A 19427-nucleotide genomic window follows, 5' to 3' on the forward strand; every position below is an offset into this window, starting at 1 on the left:
GGCGAACGCTCCTCGCTACGGTCGACAGGTGTACCCGTCCCAGCCGCCCCCGCACCCGCCCCGCCCGCCGGCCCCCAGCCCGTACACACCCCGTGCCTGCGGGCACGACGCGCACCGCCCGACCGCCCCACACGGACACCACGGCCAGGACGAACACCCCGGCCCGTACGAGCACCACGCGCTCGGCCGGCCCCGACCGCACCCGCGCCGCCGTACGCCGCCCTGGCACAGCAAGACCGTCCGTGCCGTCGCGCTGATCTCCCTCCTGGCGCTCTCCGGCGTGATCATCATCGGCATGGTCCGCCAGGAGACCGGCACCGAGGGCTTCCTCGTCGGCCTCGGCCTGGCCGTCTTCCCCGTACCGCTCCTGATCGCGGCGTTCTGCTGGCTCGACCGCATAGAGCCCGAGCCCTGGCGCAACCTCGCGTTCGCCTTCGCCTGGGGTGCCTGTGCCGCCACTCTGGTCGCGCTGCTGGCCAACGGCTTCGCCACCGACTGGCTGGCCGCCAACATCGCCTCCACCTCCCCCTCGGAGGCCGAGGCGTGGGGCGCGACCGCCATCGCCCCGGTCGTCGAGGAAGCGGTCAAGGCCGCCGCGGTGCTGCTGCTCTACCGCTTCCGCCGACGGGACTTCGACGGCATCACGGACGGCATCGTCATCGCCGGCATCACCGCCACCGGCTTCGCCTTCACCGAGAACATCCTCTATCTGGGCAACGCCTTCGGCGAGGACCAGTCCCTGGGCCACTCCGGCCTGGACTCACTCACCGCCGGCACCTTCTTCGTCCGCATCGTCGTCTCCCCCTTCGCGCACCCGCTCTTCACCATCCTCACGGGCCTCGCGTTCGGCATAGCCGCCACCCGCTACCCCCGCCGCCGCGCCGCCCGGATCGCGCTGGCGCTCCTCGGCCTGCTCACCGCCGTCCTCCTGCACGCCATCTGGAACGCCGCCTCGACCCTGGGCGACCTCGGCTTCCTGGTCGTCTACGGGCTCTTCATGGTCCCCGTCCTGCTCGCCCTGACCTGGCTGGCCATCTGGGCGCGCACCCAGGAACTCCTCTCCCTGCGCGGCTACCTCGCCCCCTACATCACCGCCGGCTGGCTCGCCCCCACCGAACCCACCGCCCTCTCCTCCCTCAAAACCCGCGCCTTGGCCCGCGACATAGCCCTCCGCACCCACGGCCCCGCCGCCGCCCGCGCCGTCACCGAATACACCGCCGTAGCCACCACCCTCTCCTTCCACCGCCGCCGCGCCCACCTCACGGGCCCCACCTCAGACTTCACCGCCCGGGAGCAACATCTGTTGCAGCATCTGCGGCAGTACCAGCCTTGGGGACGGGCGGCGCTGACGGAGGCGTTGGGCGGGCGGGGTGAAGGGGGCAGGCCCGCCGGGGGCCGAACGGAGGGGCCGTCGGAGGGACCGTAGGCGGGGCCCTGATGGCTTGGATCAGAGCACGCTAGGCCGCATCCGCCATCCCCCACGAGATCGCCGAGGAGGAGCCCGCCCAGCCATCGGGCGTGCGCCAGATAGCTCCGACGCCGTGATCCTCAAGGTAGGGGGCGTAGACACCGATGTCCTCGGAGAACAACCCCAGGAGATGCGGCTTGGGCATCCCCTTCAGCAGGTACCAGAAATAGCGGTATTCCAGTAGCTGTCCTACGGCTTCGCGCACCGCCTGCGTAGGGTTGCCCTTCTTCACCGCCTTGGCTTCCACCAGCCATTCATCGCCATTGGCCTGGAGCACAAGGTCCCGAGGGTGCACACGCTGTGTGATCGGCGTGAATCCGCGTGCCTCGATGTAGGGACCAAATCGGTGGATCAGCCCCTCGTGCGCTCGGGTCCTTCGTTGCTTTGCGGCCGCCAGGCGAACGTAGTAGTCATCGCTCCTTTTGGGCCGGAACCCTTCCAGGCCCTCGTAGGTGACATGCTCGCGAGTGGTGTACTCGACGACAGGGCCGTCGGGCTCATTCACCACCTCGATGTGCGGCTCAACGGCGAGGGCAGCCCGGAGAATCGTGGCCATATTGCCGAGATCTGCGCAGAGGTCTTCCTCGCGGGGGAGTTGATCGATCTCATAGCAGCGAGCGACGACACTGCTGGCCTCGTACGCCAGCGCCCGCCATCCGTTGTGCTTGAACTTCGGCCGCTCGGTCCAGTGTGCAGTGAGCTCCTGCGGGAGCTCCGCCAGCAAGGACTGCGCCCTTACTTCCACGTGGGTACGGAGCGTCTTGCCCGTGGTCTGCAGCTGGTTTCTGAACGCCGTAACGCCCTGCTGGAGCGTCAGGGCCACTGACTTCAGATCCGCCGCGAAGATATAGGCGAGATAGAGCCCTTCGGTTCCACTTCCACCTGAAGACGGTTCAAAGACCTGAATCCATGGTGTCGCTGCGGCTCCGCCTTGCCCGCCGTGCCCTTTCGCCTTCATGCCGTAGGGCAGGGCCTCCATGAGGCGTGTGCCTGCCGCCTTCAGCACTTCTTGGCCTGGGTTCCCGCTCGTGGTGGTGAGCGTGGTGTCGAACTGGTTGGCCACGTCGAGGAGAAGGTCGCGTATACCCATGCGCCAAAAGCTACGGGAAACGATCACTCCTGGCTGTACGCAATCCACTACGGCATCGTCTTAGAGTCGGAGAAGTGAGTCGGAGAAGTTGTCCTTTGAGGTGGAGGTTCCTGTGATGTCCGGCGTACCGACGAGTGTGGTTGCGGCAACTGGGCTGCTGGGCGGCTATGGCGTGGCCCGCTGGACCAAGAAGCGGCCCCTGGGTGGGGTGGCGCTTGCGGTGGCGGGGGCGGTGGCCGCCAAGGGGTGGCAGGAGAAGGCCGGGACGAAGACTGCGGCGGCGTTGAGTGGGGCGTATGTGGCGGCGTTTGCGGGGTCGCATCCGCTGGCGAAGAAGATCGGGGCCTGGCCTTCGGTTTTCGCGGTGGCGAGTGGGGTGGCGCTGGCGTCGTGGGCGGTGGTTGATCGTCGGGGGTGAGGCGTCGGGGCACCGAGGCGTTGAGGAGCGGACGAGGAGTGGACGGCGTGCGGAGGGGACCGGCGCCCCCTCTGCACGCCGAGTTGGTCCACGTAAGTCGGCCAGTCCGAAGCCTCGTTCAGAGGGAGCCTCGTTCAGAGGGAGCCTCGTTCAGAGGGAGCCTCGTTCAGAGGGAGCCTCGTTCAGACGGGAACCCCGTCCCGACCGAAGCCACACTCCGACCGAAGCCACGCTCAAGCCGAAGCCACGCTCAAGCCGAAGCCTCGTTCAGGAGGGTGAGTTCGGAGGCTGTGAGGGTCAGGTCGGCGACGGCCAGGAGGGGTGGGAGCTGGGCGAGTGTGCGGGCGCTGGCGATGGGGGCGGCGACGGTGGGCTGGGCGGCCAGCCAGGCGAGGGCGACGGTGGCGGGTTCGGCCTCGTGCGCGGTGGCGACGGTGTCGAGGGCCTGGAGGACGCGCAGGCCGCGGTCGGTGGCCAGATACTGGGCGGCCTTCCCGGAGCGGGCGCTGTCGATGCTGGCTCCCGGGCGGTACTTGCCGGTCAGGAAGCCCGAGGCGAGCGCGTAGTACGGGACCGCGGCCAGGCCCTCGCGGGCGGCCACATCGGCCAGTTCACCCTCGTATGTGTCGCGGGAGACCAGGTTGTAGTGCGGCTGGAGGGCGACGTAACGGGCCAGGCCCTCGCGGGCGGAGAAGGCCAGGGACTCCTCCAGGCGCCGCGCGGAGATGTTGGAGGCGGCGATCTCGCGCACCTTGCCGGCCCGGACGAGGTCGTCGAGGGCGCTGAGGAACTCCGAGACCTCGACCGACTCGTCGTCGTAGTGGGTGTAGTAGAGGTCGATGTAGTCGGTGCGGAGACGGGTGAGGGATTCGTCTACCGCGGACTTGATGGTGGCCGCGCTCAGGCCCTTGTAGTCGGGGTGGGCGCCGACCTTGGTGGCGATGACGACGTCGGAGCGGTTGCCGCGGGACGTCAGCCAGTTGCCGATGATGGTCTCGGATTCGCCGCCCCTGTTGCCGGGGACCCAGAACGAGTAGGCATCGGCGGTGTCGATGAAGTTGCCGCCGCCCGCCACATACGCATCGAGCACGGCGAAGGACTCGGCTTCGTCGGCCGTCCAGCCGAAGACGTTGCCGCCGAGGGAGAGCGGCGAGACGGAGAGCGAGCCGAGGGTCCGGTTCCGCGGGCCCTGCGGGGTGGAGCCCGTGCCCTGCGGGGTGGAACCGGTGCCCTGCGGGGTGCTGTGTGTCGAGGTCATGCGTTGTTGCAGCGTCGGGAGGGGCGCGAGTATTCCCGAGCGCGAGTATTCCCAACGGCCCTGGCCCGTCGGGCCCTAGGGGCCCTGGCCCGCTGAGCCCCAGCAGCCCTGTCCCGCTGAGCCCATGAGCCCTGACCCCCTGGACCCCAGGGGCTCTGGCCCCCTGGGGTCCTGGACTGCCCCCGGCAACCCCTCAGACGTTCACCCCGTGCTCGCGCAGCCACGGCATCGGGTCTATCGGGTCGCCGCCGCCGGGGCGTACCTCCAGGTGGAGGTGCGGGCCCGTGACGTTGCCGGTGGCGCCGACGCGGCCTATGACGTCGCCGGTGCTGACCTTGCCGGAGGTCTTCACCATCGAGGAGAGGTGGCAGAACCAGATCTCGGTGCCGTCGTCGAGGGTGAGCACGATGCGGTAGCCGTACGAACCTGCCCAGCCGGCCTGGGTGATGGTGCCGGAGTGGACCGCCTTGACGGGCGTGCCGGTCGGTGCGGCGAAGTCCTGGCCGGTGTGGTCCGCGGCCCAGCGGTCGCCGGCCTGGCCGAAGCTGGCGGTGAGGGTGTAGGAGGAGACCGGGGCGAGGAAGCTCTTCGCCAGCTCGGCGAGGCGCTCGGCCTCCGCCTTCCGGCGGGCCTCCTCCTCGGCCTCGCGCTTGGCCTTCAGCTCCGCCGCCTTCTTGGCGGCCGCGGCCTTCTCGGCCGTCTCCTGGGCGGCGGCCGCTTCCGTCTCCGCCTCCTTGACGGCGGCCGCCTGCGCCGCGTCGCGGGCCTCCTCCTCGGCGGCGCCCTGCTGTGCGTCGGCCTGCTGGAGGATGCGGCTGCGCAGCGCCTCGCCGGCGGTCGTGGTCGTACCGCCCGCGCCCGCCTGGGTGGCCTGGGTGAGCGGACCGGCGGCGGGGCCCGCGGCGTCGTCTCCGGAGGCCGTTACGGCGGAATCGGCGGCCGAAGCGGAACCCGGGTCGGAGTCGGATATGAGCGTGCCGATACCGGGGAGGGACTCGGCGTCCGGCAGGCTGTCGGAGATGTCCTCGGCCATACCGCCGACGTCGGGCATCGAGATCGGGACCGGCGGGCGGTCCTCGGCGGTGGCCATACCGCCCGCGCCCACCGCCGCGATGACGCCGACGCCCAGGACCGTGCCGCTGCGGGCGAGTCCGCCGCCGCGCTGCTTGGCCACCCGGTGCTTGCCGCGGACGGGGCGGAGCGACTCCTCGGTCGGGTTCCACTCCTCCCACGGGCCGTCGCCGTCGATATCCGCGGTGCCCGCCGCGGCACCGGGGCCGTCGAAGGCACCTCGGTCGTCGAGTCGGTACGCGGACGAAGCCTCGGGGGCAGGCCTGTTGGACGCCACGGGGGCGCTCTCCTTTCCTTCCTTCTCGCCTACCGGGTTAGCTGACGGGTTCGGAGCAGGAAGGTCTCCTACGGGCACCCTCTGGCGGAGGCGTCCGATTCACCCCAAGGTGGTGGTTCCCCGGTTCCCTTGGTGCAGTTCGAGGTGCTGGAGGTGCGTGAAAAGCGCGTGCGGGATTCGGCGTCGGCGCGCGGTGCCGCCACTTGCGACGGCTGGGACGACCGCGCTGCGTTATCGGACAGTAATAGAGATCGCGGCTGTTTTCCAAGCCTTCCCGGGAATCCTTTAACCGCTGCACATGAGTCATGGCCTGGACTTTTCCGGCCACGTTGGCCGTAAACCGGGCGAGTTGACCGCACACTTCTAAACGATCTCGTGCTGATTGTGCGTCAGTCGTTATGCGGAGGGGCGCTCGGCGATTACGCAGCGTGAGAGCGTAACGTCGGATCATGGTCGTCAACGTCGAGAGCGCGGGGAACGCCGGGACCGCCCGGCACGTCAACGGCGGTACCACCCCGGGCCCGCGGGATGTGGCGGAGCGCTACCGGGAGTTCTCCTGGCGGGAGGCGCGGGGACGTTCCGACGCCCATGAGGAGCTGAGCGCGCGGATCAGCCAGGACCCGGAGTTCTGCGATCTGCTGGCGGGGTCGCTGCCCGCCGGCAACAAGCAGCAGCCGAACCTCCTGCTCGCCGCCGTCCGTCATCTCGACGGCCCGCACGCGGAGCAGGGCCCGCGTGGCGAGGCCGCCTACGGACGCTGGCGCGAGTGGACGATCCGGCACTGGGACGAGGTGCGTGCGGTGATCATGCAGCGCGCCACCCAGACCAACGAGCCGGGCCGCTGCGCCGCGCTGCTGCCGCTGCTCGCCCGTCTGCCGCAGCCGCTGGCGCTGCTGGAGGTCGGCGCGTCGGCCGGGCTGTGCCTGCACCCCGACCGCTACCGCTACCGCTACACGGACCACGAAGGCCGCCCGCTCGCCGAGGCGGGGGCGCCGGACGGCCCGGTGGAGTTCACCTGCCGTACGGACTGGGCGCCCGGGGATCTGCCCGGGCGGCCGCCGGAGATCGTCTGGCGCGCCGGAATCGATCTGAACCCGCTCGACCCGGCCGGCGAGCCGGACGACCTGCGGTGGCTGCAGTCGCTCGTCTGGCCCGGCGACGAGGCGCGCGCGGCGCGGCTGACCGCGGCGGTCGAGGCCGTACGGGCGGCGCCGCGGCCGCGGATCGTCCGCGGCGACCTGATCGACGAGCTGCCCGCGCTGGCCGCCACGGCACCGGCCGGGGCGACGCTGGTCGTCTTCCACAGCGCCGTGCTGACCTACCTCCCGCCCGCCCGCCGCGAGGAGTTCGCGCGGGCCGTACGGTCGCTGCTCGACGGGCGGCCCGGCGGCGGACACTGGATCTCCAACGAGTACCACTCCGTCCTGCCCTGGATCACCGCTCCGCAGGCCCCCGCCGGGCACCTTGGGGACGGCATGCTGCTCACCCTCGCCCTGGACGAGCGCCCGGTCGCGCTCACCGGCCAGCACGGCCACAGCCTGCACCGGCTGCCGGTGACGCAGGCCGCGCCGGAGCACTGAACCGCCCCGCCGCCCGCCCTACTCCCCCATGGGCCGCTGCACCGCCAGCAGCGCCATGTCGTCCGCCGGCGCCCCGCCCGTATGCCGGGCGACATCCGCGACGAGGGCGTCCAGGAGGTCGTCCGGACCGGCGAAGCGGCGGCCGCGCAGCCGGCCCGCCGGGTCGTAGAAACAGCCGCGGAGGTCGCGGGCCTCGGTCACCCCGTCGGTGAAGAAGACCAGCAGCGAGCCGGCCGGCAGGAACGTCTCGTCCGACCGGTCCGGCCAGCTCGCCACCTCGCTCATCCCCAGGGGCAGCGCCGGCGCCGCGGGGGCCAGCTCGCGCAGCCCGCCGTCCGGGGTGAGCATCAGCGGGGCCGGGTGGCCGCGGTTGAGGACCCGCAGCAGCGACTGCCCGTTGGCGGAGATCTCGGCCAGCACGGCCGTGGTGAACCCCTCGTACTCATCGAGCCCCGCGCGCCGCCTGCCCTCCCGTTGCAGCGCCCGCTCCAGCCGGCCGGCCACCGCCTCCAGCGTGACCTCCTGCTCCGCCGCCTCCCGGAAGGCACCGATGACGACCACCGCGGCCTCCACCGCCTCCAGACCCTTGCCGCGGACATCGCCGACGATCAGCCGTACGCCGTACGGGGTGTCCTGCACCGCGTAGAGGTCGCCGCCGATCCGGGCGTCCGCCCGCGCGCCCACGTAGCGGGCGGCGACCGCGAGCCCGGCCAGCCGCTCGGGCGGCAGCGGCAGTACGGCGCGCTGGGCGGCCTCCGAGACGTCCCGTACGGACGCCAGCCGGGCATCGCTCATCCGGACCACCCGGTTGATCACGAGCGCCAGCAGGGCGACGACGAAGACCGTGACGACCTCCGTCACCGACTGGCGGTAGTTCTGGGCGGCGCTGCGGTAGACCACCACCCAGACCTCGCCGGCCATGGCGGCCAGGGCGGTGAGGGTGGTGGAGCGCAGCGACAGCAGCGGCGCCGCGACCAGCGGGGCGGCGGAGAAGAAGGGGGAAGCGGTGTAGTTGGGCGGCGTCGCCATGTCGAAGGCGAGGCCGCCGACGATCAGGAGGGCGGGGAGCCGGCGCGCCAGACGCTGCGCCAGCGGGGACATCCGCTCACGGCGCGCCCGCCGCTCCTCGTCGCCCGTAGGGGGCCCGTCGCCCTGCCGCATCGCACCGGCCTCTTCCCGCTCCCGCCCGTCGTCCGCACGGGCGGCGTCGTGGCCGCCGCCTCGACGTCCCAAGGCTTTCCGCTGCGAGGGCGCACGGCGAATCATCGGGGGCCGGACGGGTCACGGACCGGGCGGCCGCAAAGACAGCAGAGGGCGGGGAGAGCCCGTCTCCCCGCCCGTAACTGGTGGGCCATCAGGGGCTCGAACCCTGAACCAATGGATTAAAAGTCCACTGCTCTGCCAATTGAGCTAATGGCCCGCAACGAGCAGCATAGCCCGAGGATCCGCCACAGCCCGAAGGCATTAGGGATCGGGCCCGTCACCAGGGTGCCACGGGCCCGCCGGAAGGCCGTCCGCAGGGGGTCCGCAGGGGCACCCCGGCCGCCCAACGGACAGGGCCCGTACGGCACTTGCGTGCGTACGGGCCCTGCGTCAGCGTGGTGCGCCGACCCTGCCGATCAGCGCCGGCGGTCAGCCGTTGCGCTTCCAGCGCGGCTTGTCCTCGCGGCGGCCGAAGGAGCCGGTCGTGGCGCCTCGGTGGTCGTCGCGGCGGCCGTACGGGCGGTCGCCGCCACCGGAGCGGTAGCCGCCCGAGGAGCGGCCGGCGGGGCGGTCGTCACGGTTGAACGGACGGTCGCCGCCACCGGAGCGGTAGCCACCGGAGGAGCGGCCGGCGGAGCGGTCGTCACGGTTGAACGGACGGCTGGGACGCTCGCCGCGGTCGCGGTTGAAGCCACCCCGGTCGTCGCGGCGGTCGCGGTCGAAGGAACGGCCACCGGAACGGTCGTCACGACGGTCGCGGTCGAAGGAACGCCCACCGGAACGGTCATCGCGGCGGTCGCGGTTGAAGCCACCGCGGTCGTCACGGCGGTCGCGGTCGAAGGAACGGCCACCAGAACGGTCGTCACGACGGTCACGGTCGAAGGAACGGCCACCAGAACGGTCGTCACGACGGTCACGGTCGAAGGAACGCCCACCAGAACGGTCGTCACGACGGTCCCGCCCGAAGCCACCGCGGTCGTCACGGCGGTCACGGTCGAAGGAACGGCCACCACGGTCGTCGCGGCGGTCCCGGCGCTCGAAGTTGCCCCGGTCGTCGCGGCGCTCGGCGGAGGCCGGGCGGCGGTCGTCCGACGCGGCGGCCTGAGCCGGCACTGTGGCCTCCGCGGCCTCGGCTTCCGCGGCCTCGGCAGCGGCGGCTACCGCCTCGGCCGGGTCCTCGCCACGCTCACGGGCGGCGCGGGCGGTCAGCCGGTCGGCCTCCTCGCGCAGCTCGGTGGCGCGCCGCTGCAGGCGCTCCAGCTCGCGGGTGAGCTCGGCCACCTCGCGCTCGGCCTGCTTGGCGGAGTTGTTCGCACCGTCGGCCTGGACCTCGGTGAGCGAGCGGGCGCCGGTGATCCGGGCCACGTCCTCGTCGAAGGCGCCGGAGCCGCCGACGATGTGCCGCGAGGCGTCCACACCGGCGTCCTCCATGAGGCGGAAGATCTGCCGGCGCTGGTGCGGGAGGGAGAGCGAGACGACGGTGCCGGACTGGCCGGCGCGGGCCGTACGGCCGGAGCGGTGCAGGTAGTCCTTGTGGTCACCGGCCGGGTCGACGTTCAGGACCAGGTCGATGCCGTCGACGTGGATGCCGCGGGCGGCGACGTCGGTGGCGACCAGCGCGTTGACGTAGCCGTCCTTGAAGTCGGCGAGGACGCGGGTGCGCGCGCCCTGGGTCATGCCGCCGTGCAGGGCGTCGGCCTTCACACCGGCGTCGACGAGCTGCTCGGCGATGCGGTCGGCGCCCAGCTGCGTACGGACGAAGATGATCGTGCGGCCCTTGCGGGCGGCGATCGCGGCGGTGACCGGCGCCTTGTCCTTCGGCTTCACGACGAGGACGTGGTGGGTCATGGTCGTGACGTTGCCCTGGGCGCTGTCGACCTCGTGGCTGACCGGGTTGGTCAGGTAGCGCTTGACCAGCGTGGAGATCTCGTTCTCCATCGTGGCGGAGAACAGCATCCGCTGGCCGCCCTCGGGCACCTGGTCGAGCAGCTCGGTGACCTCGGGCAGGAAGCCCAGGTCGGACATCTGGTCGGCCTCGTCGAGGACCGCGACCCGGACGTCCTCCAGCGAGCACGCGCCGCGGTTGATGATGTCGCGCAGCCGGCCCGGGGTGGCGACGAGGATGTCGACGCCGCGCTCCAGGGCGTAGATCTGGTTGCCCATGGACGTACCGCCGCAGACGACCTTCATCTTCAGGCCGAGGACGTCGCCGTACGGCTGGAGGGCGTCCGCGACCTGCATCGCCAGCTCACGGGTCGGGGTGAGGATGACGGCGCGCGGCTTCTTCTTCTCGGTGCGGCCGTCGGCCAGGCGGGCCAGGGTCGGCAGACCGAAGGAGAGGGTCTTGCCGGAGCCGGTGCGGCCACGGCCGAGGATGTCCTTGCCGGCCAGCGCGTCCGGGATGGTCGCGGCCTGGATCGGGAAGGGGGTGGTGACGCCGTTCTGCGCCAGCTTGCGGACGACGCCCTCGGGCAGTCCGAGGTCGGCGAAGGTGATGGCGTCGGTCGGGGTGTCGGTGTCGGTGTCGGACTCGGCCGACACGGCGGACTCGGTCACCTCGGGGGCCGTCTGCTCGTCCTGGTCGTCGAACGAGGGCATGACGGACTGCTCAGTGGAAATGGACATGCGAAATGCGAAACCTTCCGGAGTCTCGGCACGCGCCCAAACTCCGTGTGTTTCACAACGACCGCCTCTATGCGGTCAGCCACGGCAAGGGAGAGAACGCGCCACGCGGCGCGCTTCTTTTCTGGCGCCGGGCAAATGGGATCAAACGATCTACCACCATACGCACCCCGCCCCCCTGATGGCAAATGGCCGTCCAGTCACCGCCTCCCACCCCCTCCCTGACGGCCCGATCCGCCCCTTATGCCCCGTCCCACACCTCGGGCTCGTCCGGCGACGACATCGGCGCGACCGGCGACGGGCCGGACGCATGGGCGCTCGGCGGGGGCGCCGGGCTGCTCGGCGGCGGGGTCGGCGGTGCGGTGGGCGTGCTGGGCGGCGCCGAGGTGGGCGGGGAGGACGGTTCGGCGGGGCGGGAGGGCGAGGGCCTGGCGGTCCCCGGCCGGCCACCGTGGCCGTCGGAACCGCCGTGGCCGCCTCCCGCGCCGGGCTCCGGGCCCGACGGCTTCACCGTGCGGGACGGCGCGGAGGGCTCGGCCGACGTACGCGTCGCCTCGGGCGACGGCTCGTCCGCCTTCTCGTCACCGCCGGCCGGCTGTGCCGCGCCGCCGCGACCCATCCGCCGCGGCCCGTCGCCGCGGCCGTCCGCGGTCGCCCCTCCGGGGCCGGGCTCCGCGCCCTTGCCGTCGTGCCGAGCGGTGGTGCCGGACGGCTTGGGCTGCGGTGCGTCGCTCACGCTCAGACAGCCGGCCAGGGACGCGGCCAGCGCGGAGACGGTCACGGCGGCGAAGACGGCCCGCGCGCGCACCCGGCCCGCCGGCGGCTGCGACGAGGGGGCGCCGGGAGCGGGCGCAGCGGCAGGGCCGGAAGCGGGCGGTGGAATCGGCGGCAAGTGGTGGTAGGGGCTCGGGCGCACGGCGGGACCTCCGGATCCGGAGCGCAGGGACGGCGGCAAGGACGCCTTGCCCAACTCCCGCCCCCCTCCGGAGGACACGCGCACCACCGGGACGATCCCGTACGCCGGGCGCCGCCCGCGCTAGCCGTAGCCCAGCGCGTGCAGCCGCTCGTCGTCGATGCCGAAGTGATGCGCGATCTCATGAACGACCGTCACCTCGGTCTCGGCGACCACGTCCTCGCGCGTCGCGCACATCCGCACCGTCGGGCCCCGGTAGATGGTGATCCGGTCCGGCAGCACGCCCGCGTACCACTCCCCCCGGTCGGTCAGCGGGGTCCCCTCGTAGAGCCCGAGCAGCTCGGGGTCGGCGGCCGGGGGTTCGTCCTCGACGAAGACCGCCACGTTGTCCATCAGCCGGGTCAGCTCCGGCGGGATCCGGTCCAGCGCCTCGGCGACCAGTTCCTCGAACTCCTCGCGCGTCATTTCCAGCACACCACCATTCTCCGCTACCGGCCCCGCAACCGGTGGTCGTGCTGCGCCCGTCGCACCGCGCGCACAAACGGTGCCGCCGCCCCGGCGTAATGACCACCATGCCCGGGCATACGGGGCCAATGGCCCGCGCTGAGCGCTCCCGGACACCGCACGCCGACCCGCCCCTGCCCGGGGGCGCCCCACCCAGTCCCCTGCGCTCCGCGCTCGGCCTGATAGCCGTCACCGTCCTCGGTGCCTGGCTGGGGCTGGTGCTCCTCGGCACGCTCCGCGTTCCCGTCGGCCCGATGGACACCACCATGGCGCTGCGCCCCTCACTGGCCGGCGGCACCAGGATCGATGTCCCGCCGCTCGGCGATCTGGAGCTGAGCAGCCATGCCGCGCCGGTACGGCTCGATGTCGACGTCGACCGGCTGGATCCGGCCCGCTCCCAGGCGCTGGTCGACCACCCCGAGCGGTTCGCCGGCCTGCAGGCCGAGGTCACCCGCGATGTGACCCGCGGCGCGCGGGGGCTGGCGCTGCACTCCTGCGTCGCCGTGGCCTCCGGCGCCACCGCGCTGGCCCTGGCGGTCTACCGCCGCCCGCGCCGCGCCCTGGCCGCCGGCGGTCTGGCGCTCACCCTGCTCGCCGCCTCCGCGGGCACCGCCTACGCGACCTGGAACCCGCAGTCCGTACTGGAGCCGAAGTTCTCCGGACTGCTCTCCTCGGCCCCGTCCGTGGTCGGCAACGCACGCAACATCGTCAGCGAATTCGACGTCTACCAAAAGGAGTTGGCGCGCCTGGTCACCAACGTCACCAAGCTGTACGACGCCACCTCGACGCTGCCCGCCTACCAGCCGGACCCCACCACCCTCCGCGTCCTGCACGTCTCCGACATCCATCTGAACCCGGCCAGCTGGCGGATCATCGCCTCCCTGGTGAAGCAGTACCGGATCAACGTGATCATCGACACCGGCGACACCATGGACCACGGCTCGGCCGCCGAGAACCACTTCCTGGACCCCGTCTCCACGCTCGGCGCGCCCTACGTGTGGGTGCGCGGCAACCACGACTCGCGCACCACGCAGAAGTACCTGACCGGCCGCAAGCACGTCACCGTCCTCGACGACGGCAGGGTCGCCGAGGTCGCCGGCGTACGCATCGCGGGCGTCGGCGACCCGCAGTTCACCCCGGACCGCTCCGTCGTGGCGGCCGGCGACCCCGCCGAGCGCACCGCCGGCGGCCGGCTCGCCGATGCGCTGCGCACCGAGCGGCTGGCCGGGACTCCGGTCGACATCGCGCTGGCCCACAACCCGGCCGCCGCGCGCGAGGCGGACGGCCTGGTCCCGCTGGCGCTGGCCGGGCACCTCCACCACCGGGAGCTCGCCACACTGCCGCAGGGCACCCGGCTGATGGTCGAGGGCTCGACGGGCGGCGGCGGACTGCGCGCGGTGCAGAACAAGAAGCCCGAGCCGGTCCGGGCGTCGGTGCTCTATCTGGACCGCAGGACGAAGCTGCTGCAGGCGTGGGACGAGATCACGCTCGGCGGGCTGGGCCTGTCCCGGGCGGAGGTCAGCCGCCACCTCCCCCGCGAGAACCAGCCCGGCGCCCACCCGACGCCGACCCGCCCGCCTCACTCGTCCGGCCCGTCACCGGACACCTCGTCCGGCCGCCCCTCGCACCCCGCCTCCAGGCCCGCTCCCACGCCCTGATCCGGCGCCCGTCCCCGCCCGGCCAGAAGCCCTCCCGACGGCCACGGGTAAACCGTTTTGGCGAACGGTCCTCCCATCCCATATGCTTCTCACGTCCCCGACGGCGCCGGTAACGACGCCAAGGTGGCCACCAGCCCTCATCGTCTAGTGGCCCAGGACGCCGCCCTTTCAAGGCGGTAGCACGGGTTCGAATCCCGTTGGGGGCACGCAACATCGTGTGTGAGAATGGCTTACGCCGCTTTCGCGCAATGCAAGGTCCTGTGGAGCAGTTTGGAGTGCTCGCCACCCTGTCAAGGTGGAGGCCGCGGGTTCAAATCCCGTCAGGACCGCTGCGGCTGGGTAGCTCAGTTGGTACGAGCGATCGCCTGAAAAGCGATAGGTCGCCGGTTCGACCCCGGCCCCAGCCACACCCATTGGGAGAGGCCCCGATTCATCGAATCGGGGCCTTCTTCGTGTCTACTCGGCGGCGGCTCCCTCAGCGGACCGGGCGAGCTCGCCCTCCGGCTGCCAGAAGATCAGCCGGGCGCCGCCGGTGATGGCACCCGTAGACCCGAGGCCCATCGCCATCTTCAGCAGCCGCGCATTGCCTTCCCAGTCGTGCGGCGCGCCGAAGACCAGCCAGACGCCCACGGCGATGCCGGCGAGCATCAGGAGAACACCGGCGATCCGTCGTATTCCTTTGTCCATGGAGGCATCGTCGCGGGTACGCGGCGGCGAGTTCCACCCGATTGCCGCGGCACGGCGCATCTGAAGCGGCCACATGATCATCTCGTGCGCGGAACCACCGCCTCCGCCGCGGCCCCGGCGCCCTCGACCGGCCGCGCGGGCAAATCGTTCGCCAGTCGATTCCGTGAGGTGAGATCCTGGGGGTCGTATGTCCAGTCAGCCTGCCTCCGCCCTGCCCGACGGCGCTGCCCCCACGCTGCCCTCCCTGCTCGAGCGTCTGCCCGAGCTGATGCTGCGCGATCAGCAGCGGCTGGGGCGCCGGCTCGACGGCGCGCGCCGGATCCGTAAGCCCGAAGCCCGCTCCGCCGTGCTCGCCGAGATCGCCGGCCATATCGACGAGGCGGAGCTGCGGGTCGCCCAGCGGCACGCCGCGGTGCCGGAGATCACGTACCCGGAAGAGCTGCCGGTCAGCCAGAAGAAGGACGAGATCCTCGCCGCGATCCGCGACCACCAGGTCGTGATCGTCGCCGGCGAGACCGGCTCCGGCAAGACGACGCAGATCCCCAAGATCTGTCTGGAGCTCGGCCGGGGCGTGCGCGGTCTGATCGGTCACACCCAGCCGCGCCGGATCGCGGCCCGTACCGTCGCCGAGCGGGTGGCCGAGGAGCTGAAGACCCCGCTGGGTGAGGCGGTCGGCTGGAAGGTCCGCTTCACGGACCAGGTCGGCGGGGACACCCTCGTCAAGCTGATGACGGACGGCATCCTGCTCGCCGAGATCCAGACGGACCGCGAGCTGCGCCAGTACGACACGCTCATCATCGACGAGGCGCACGAGCGCAGCCTCAACATCGACTTCATCCTCGGCTATCTCGCGCAGCTGCTGCCCCGCCGCCCCGACCTGAAGGTCGTGATCACCTCCGCGACCATCGACCCGGAGCGGTTCGCGCGGCACTTCGGCTCCTTCGCCTCGGTGCCGGCCGCCGCGGCCGCCGACTCCGGCGACGACGGGGCCGAGCAGCCCGGCGCGCCGATCGTCGAGGTCTCCGGCCGTACGTACCCGGTAGAGGTGCGCTACCGCCCGCTGCTGGAAGAGGGCGGCAGCGACGCGGACCGCGACCAGATCACGGCGATCTGCGACGCCGTCGACGAACTGCAGGCGGCCGGCCCCGGCGACATCCTGGTGTTCCTCTCCGGCGAGCGGGAGATCCGCGACACCGCGGACGCGCTCAACAAGAAGGCGCTGCCCCACACCGAGGTCCTGCCCCTGTACGCGCGGCTGTCGCACGCCGAGCAGCACCGCGTCTTCCAGCGGCACACGGGCCGGCGGATCGTGCTGGCCACGAACGTCGCCGAGACCTCGCTGACCGTCCCGGGCATCCGCTACGTCATCGACCCCGGCATGGCCCGGATCTCCCGCTACAGCTACCGCACCAAGGTCCAGCGGCTGCCCATCGAGCCGATCTCGCAGGCCAGCGCCAATCAGCGCAAGGGCCGCTGCGGCCGTACGAGCGACGGCATCTGCATCCGGCTCTACTCCGAGGACGACTTCCTCTCCCGGCCCGAGTTCACCGACGCGGAGATCCTCCGTACGAACCTCGCCTCCGTCATCCTGCAGATGACCGCGGCCGGCCTGGGCGACATCGAGAAGTTCCCGTTCATCGACCCGCCGGACCGCCGCAACATCAAGGACGGCGTCGACCTGCTGAGCGAGCTGGGCGCGCTCGACACCAAGCAGAAGGACCACCGCAAGCGGCTGACCCAGATGGGCCGCCGGCTCTCGCAGCTGCCGGTCGACCCGCGGCTGGCGCGGATGGTGCTGGAGGCGGACCGCAACGGCTGTGTCCGCGAGGTCATGGTCATCGCGGCGGCGCTGTCGATCCAGGACCCGCGCGAGCGGCCCTCCGACAAGCAGCAGCAGGCCGATCAGCAGCACGCCCGCTTCAAGGACGAGTCCTCCGACTTCCTCGCCTTCCTCAACCTCTGGCGCTACGTCCGCGAGCAGCAGAAGGAGCTGTCCTCGTCGGCCTTCCGACGGATGTGCCGCAACGAGTTCCTGAACTACCTCCGGATACGCGAGTGGCAGGACATCTACTCCCAGCTGCGTACGGTCGCCAAGGGCATGGACATCCACCTCAACGAGGAGGACGCGGCGCCCGACCACATCCACACCTCCCTGCTTGCCGGTTTGCTTTCGCACATCGGACTGAAGGACACGGACGCCAAGAACGAGTACCTGGGCGCCCGCAGCGCCAAGTTCGCCGTCTTCCCCGGCTCCGCGCTCTTCAAGAAGCCACCGCGCTGGGTGATGTCCGCCGAGCTGGTGGAGACCTCCCGCCTGTGGGCGCGGGTGAACGCGAAGATCGAGCCCGAGTGGGTCGAGCCGCTCGCCCAGCACCTGGTCAAGCGCACGTACAGCGAGCCGCACTGGGAACAGAAGATGGCCGCGGTGATGGCGTACGAGCGGGTGACGCTCTACGGCGTCCCGATCGTCGCCCAGCGCAAGGTGAACTACGGCCGGATCGATCCGGAGACCTCGCGGGACCTGTTCATCCGCAATGCCCTGGTCGAGGGCGACTGGCGCACACATCACCAGTTCTTCCATGACAACCGCAAACTGCTCGGCGAGGTCGAGGAGTTGGAGCACCGCGCCCGGCGCCGCGACATCCTCGTGGACGACGAGACGCTCTTCGACTTCTACGACCAGCGCATCCCGGCGGACGTGGTCTCCGGGGCGCACTTCGACTCCTGGTGGAAGCACAAGCGCCGGGACGAGCCGGAGCTGCTGAACTTCGAGCACTCGATGCTCATCAACGAGTCCGCCGAGGCCGTCACCAAGGACGACTACCCGGACTCCTGGCGGCAGGGCAAGCTGAAGTTCAAGGTCACCTACCAGTTCGAGCCGGGCGCGGACGCGGACGGCGTGACCGTCCACATCCCCCTCCAGGTGCTCAACCAGGTCTCCTCCGAGGGCTTCGACTGGCAGATCCCCGGTCTGCGCGAGCAGCTGGTGACGGAGCTGATCCGCTCCCTGCCCAAGCCGATCCGGCGCAACTACGTCCCCGCGCCGAATTTCGCCGCCCGCTTCCTGGACTCCACGGTGCCCCTGCAGGGCGCCCTGACGGCCTCCCTGGCCGCCGGCCTCCAGAAGATGGTCGGCGTCCCCGTCGAGGCCGCGGACTTCGACACGTCCAGGATCCCCGACCACCTCAAGATCACCTTCCGGGTGGTCGACGAGCGGCGGCGCAAACTCGCCGAGGCCAAGGACCTGGAGGCGCTGCGGCTGAAGCTCAAGCCGAAGACCCGCGCGGCGATCTCCAAGGCCTTCGAGCAGGCCGCCGAGCGGCCCGCCAAGGACGGCAGGCGCGGCAAGGCGAGCGCCGGTGACGGGCCGGTGCTGGCCGGCCTGGAGCAGCGCACGGGGCTGACGTCCTGGACGATCGGCGCGCTGCCGCGCACCTTCGAGACCCGGCGCGCCGGCCAGCCGCTGAAGGCCTACCCGGCACTGGTCGACGAGGGCAGCAGCGTCGCCGTACGCCTCTTCGACACCGAGGCCGAGCAGCTGACGGCGATGTGGGCGGGCACCCGCCGCCTCATCCTGCTCAACATCCCCTCCAATCCCGCCAAGTTCGCCCAGGACAAGCTGAGCAATCAGCAGAAGCTCGCGCTGTCCCGTAATCCCCACGGCTCGATCGCGGCCCTCTTCGAGGACTGCGTGACCGCCGCCGCCGACCGCCTGATCGCGGCCCGGGGCGGCCCGGCGTGGGACGAGGAGTCCTTCCGCAAGCTGTTCGACGCGGTACGGGCCGATCTGGTGGACGTCACGCTGCGGACGATCCAGCAGGTCCAGGAGGTGCTGGCCGCCTGGCAGGCGTGCGAACGCCGGCTGAAGGACAACGCCTTCCCCTCGCTGCTGCCTTCGCTCACCGACATCAGGGAGCAGCTGGCGGCGCTGATCAAGCCGGGCTTCGTGACGGCGCACGGCGCCAAGCGGCTGCCGGACCTGATGCGCTATCTGGTGGCCGCCGACCGCCGTCTGCAGCAGCTGCCCACCAACGCCGAGCGGGACCGCACCCGTATGGCGAAGGTCAAGGAGATGCAGGACGAATACGCCTGGCTGCTGGAGCAGTTCCTGCCGGGCCGCCCGGTCCCGGCCGCGGCCCTGGAGATCCGCTGGATGATCGAGGAACTGCGGGTGAGCTACTTCGCGCACGCCCTGGGGACCGCGTATCCGGTCTCCGACAAGCGCATCGTGAAGGCGGTGGACGCCGCGGCGCCGTGAGGTGCGGGCGGCCACCGGCATCGAGTTCGACCGCACCCCCTGACCTGCTGTACAGTCTTGCTTCGCAGCCCGCCGCAAGCGGACAGCACACACAAGGTCCTGTGGAGCAGTTTGGAGTGCTCGCCACCCTGTCAAGGTGGAGGCCGCGGGTTCAAATCCCGTCAGGACCGCCAACGGCCCGCATCATTGCGATGCGGGCCGATTTGTTTTTTTGGCCTCCGTGGTGTTTCGGCTTTCCCGCCGTGGGGGTGTCTCGCCGTTGCGCCTGCGGCGGGCTGGGTGCCGCTGCGCGGGGCTGTTCGGCTGCCGGTGACGGTCCTCCGGGGCCTGGTGTGTGGACTGCTTCGCGTTACGTCCACACACCAGGCCCCACCCGCCCCCCCCCACCCCTGGGTGGGGGCCTTCGGCCTGACCGGGTGC

At 71.4% G+C, this 19427-nt stretch carries 13 protein-coding genes, 5 tRNA genes and 1 riboswitch; of the genes, 9 read left to right on the plus strand and 9 right to left on the minus strand.

Annotated elements, in window-relative coordinates; translation table 11 throughout:
* The first annotated feature begins 28 nt into the window (after nt 1-28).
* Nucleotides 29-1426, plus strand: a complete 1398-nt coding sequence (locus ACWD6P_RS30425) for a PrsW family intramembrane metalloprotease (RefSeq protein ID WP_451447387.1) — start codon at nt 29-31, stop codon at nt 1424-1426.
* 31 nt (nt 1427-1457) lie between these two features.
* On the opposite strand, the gene ACWD6P_RS30430 is transcribed toward ACWD6P_RS30425, so the two are convergent.
* Nucleotides 1458-2558 carry an MrcB family domain-containing protein gene (locus ACWD6P_RS30430; RefSeq protein WP_451447388.1) on the minus strand — a complete coding sequence of 367 codons (1101 nt, stop codon included), beginning with the start codon at nt 2556-2558 and terminating at the stop codon, nt 1458-1460.
* Nucleotides 2559-2673: 115 nt separating this feature from the next.
* On the opposite strand from ACWD6P_RS30430, the gene ACWD6P_RS30435 reads away from it, so the two are divergent.
* Nucleotides 2674-2976, plus strand: coding sequence for a hypothetical protein (locus ACWD6P_RS30435; protein WP_451447389.1), 303 nt, complete (start codon nt 2674-2676; stop codon nt 2974-2976).
* Between the two features lie 250 nt (nt 2977-3226).
* On the opposite strand, the gene ACWD6P_RS30440 is transcribed toward ACWD6P_RS30435, so the two are convergent.
* Nucleotides 3227-4234 (minus strand): aldo/keto reductase, encoded by a 1008-nt coding sequence (locus ACWD6P_RS30440; RefSeq protein WP_451447390.1) that lies wholly within the window; start codon nt 4232-4234, stop codon nt 3227-3229.
* A gap of 193 nt (nt 4235-4427) precedes the next feature.
* On the minus strand, nt 4428-5582 hold the full coding sequence (locus ACWD6P_RS30445) for a M23 family metallopeptidase (protein ID WP_451447391.1): 1155 nt from the start codon (nt 5580-5582) through the stop codon (nt 4428-4430).
* Nucleotides 5583-5593: 11 nt separating this feature from the next.
* Nucleotides 5594-5739: riboswitch (cyclic di-AMP (ydaO/yuaA leader) on the minus strand.
* A gap of 292 nt (nt 5740-6031) precedes the next feature.
* Between ACWD6P_RS30445 and ACWD6P_RS30450 the strand changes: the two genes are divergently transcribed.
* Nucleotides 6032-7162 (plus strand): DUF2332 family protein, encoded by a 1131-nt coding sequence (locus ACWD6P_RS30450; protein WP_451447392.1) that lies wholly within the window; start codon nt 6032-6034, stop codon nt 7160-7162.
* Between the two features lie 18 nt (nt 7163-7180).
* Here ACWD6P_RS30450 and ACWD6P_RS30455 read toward each other — a convergent pair whose 3' ends face one another.
* The 5 genes from ACWD6P_RS30455 to ACWD6P_RS30475 form a co-directional block, all read right to left on the minus strand.
* The gene (locus ACWD6P_RS30455; protein WP_451447401.1) at nt 7181-8263 is read right to left on the minus strand and encodes a PP2C family protein-serine/threonine phosphatase; all 1083 of its coding nucleotides are present in this window, start codon (nt 8261-8263) and stop codon (nt 7181-7183) included.
* A 243-nt stretch (nt 8264-8506) separates the two neighbouring features.
* Nucleotides 8507-8582: transfer RNA gene (locus tag ACWD6P_RS30460), tRNA-Lys, on the minus strand.
* A gap of 212 nt (nt 8583-8794) precedes the next feature.
* Nucleotides 8795-10990, minus strand: a complete 2196-nt coding sequence (locus ACWD6P_RS30465) for a DEAD/DEAH box helicase (protein WP_451447393.1) — start codon at nt 10988-10990, stop codon at nt 8795-8797.
* A 238-nt stretch (nt 10991-11228) separates the two neighbouring features.
* Nucleotides 11229-11903 (minus strand): hypothetical protein, encoded by a 675-nt coding sequence (locus ACWD6P_RS30470; RefSeq protein WP_451447394.1) that lies wholly within the window; start codon nt 11901-11903, stop codon nt 11229-11231.
* 120 nt (nt 11904-12023) lie between these two features.
* A complete protein-coding gene (locus ACWD6P_RS30475) occupies nt 12024-12374 on the minus strand; it encodes a metallopeptidase family protein (RefSeq protein WP_451447395.1) in 351 nt (116 codons plus the stop codon).
* An 89-nt stretch (nt 12375-12463) separates the two neighbouring features.
* On the opposite strand from ACWD6P_RS30475, the gene ACWD6P_RS30480 reads away from it, so the two are divergent.
* The 4 genes from ACWD6P_RS30480 to ACWD6P_RS30495 all read left to right on the plus strand — a co-directional run bounded on the left by ACWD6P_RS30480 (nt 12464) and on the right by ACWD6P_RS30495 (nt 14469).
* Nucleotides 12464-14062 carry a metallophosphoesterase family protein gene (locus tag ACWD6P_RS30480; protein ID WP_451447396.1) on the plus strand — a complete coding sequence of 533 codons (1599 nt, stop codon included), beginning with the start codon at nt 12464-12466 and terminating at the stop codon, nt 14060-14062.
* A 133-nt stretch (nt 14063-14195) separates the two neighbouring features.
* Nucleotides 14196-14268: transfer RNA gene (locus ACWD6P_RS30485), tRNA-Glu, on the plus strand.
* Nucleotides 14269-14316: 48 nt separating this feature from the next.
* Nucleotides 14317-14391 (plus strand) — tRNA-Asp (locus tag ACWD6P_RS30490).
* Between the two features lie 4 nt (nt 14392-14395).
* Nucleotides 14396-14469, plus strand: a tRNA-Phe gene (locus ACWD6P_RS30495).
* A gap of 49 nt (nt 14470-14518) precedes the next feature.
* Here ACWD6P_RS30495 and ACWD6P_RS30500 read toward each other — a convergent pair.
* A complete protein-coding gene (locus tag ACWD6P_RS30500) occupies nt 14519-14749 on the minus strand; it encodes a hypothetical protein (RefSeq protein WP_451447397.1) in 231 nt (76 codons plus the stop codon).
* A gap of 187 nt (nt 14750-14936) precedes the next feature.
* Between ACWD6P_RS30500 and hrpA the strand changes: the two genes are divergently transcribed.
* The gene (gene hrpA, locus ACWD6P_RS30505) at nt 14937-19007 is read left to right on the plus strand and encodes an ATP-dependent RNA helicase HrpA (protein ID WP_451447398.1); all 4071 of its coding nucleotides are present in this window, start codon (nt 14937-14939) and stop codon (nt 19005-19007) included.
* Nucleotides 19008-19102: 95 nt separating this feature from the next.
* Nucleotides 19103-19180 (plus strand) — tRNA-Asp (locus ACWD6P_RS30510).
* Nucleotides 19181-19427 lie beyond the last annotated feature (247 nt).

Source organism: Streptomyces sp. NPDC002446 (assembly GCF_053595675.1).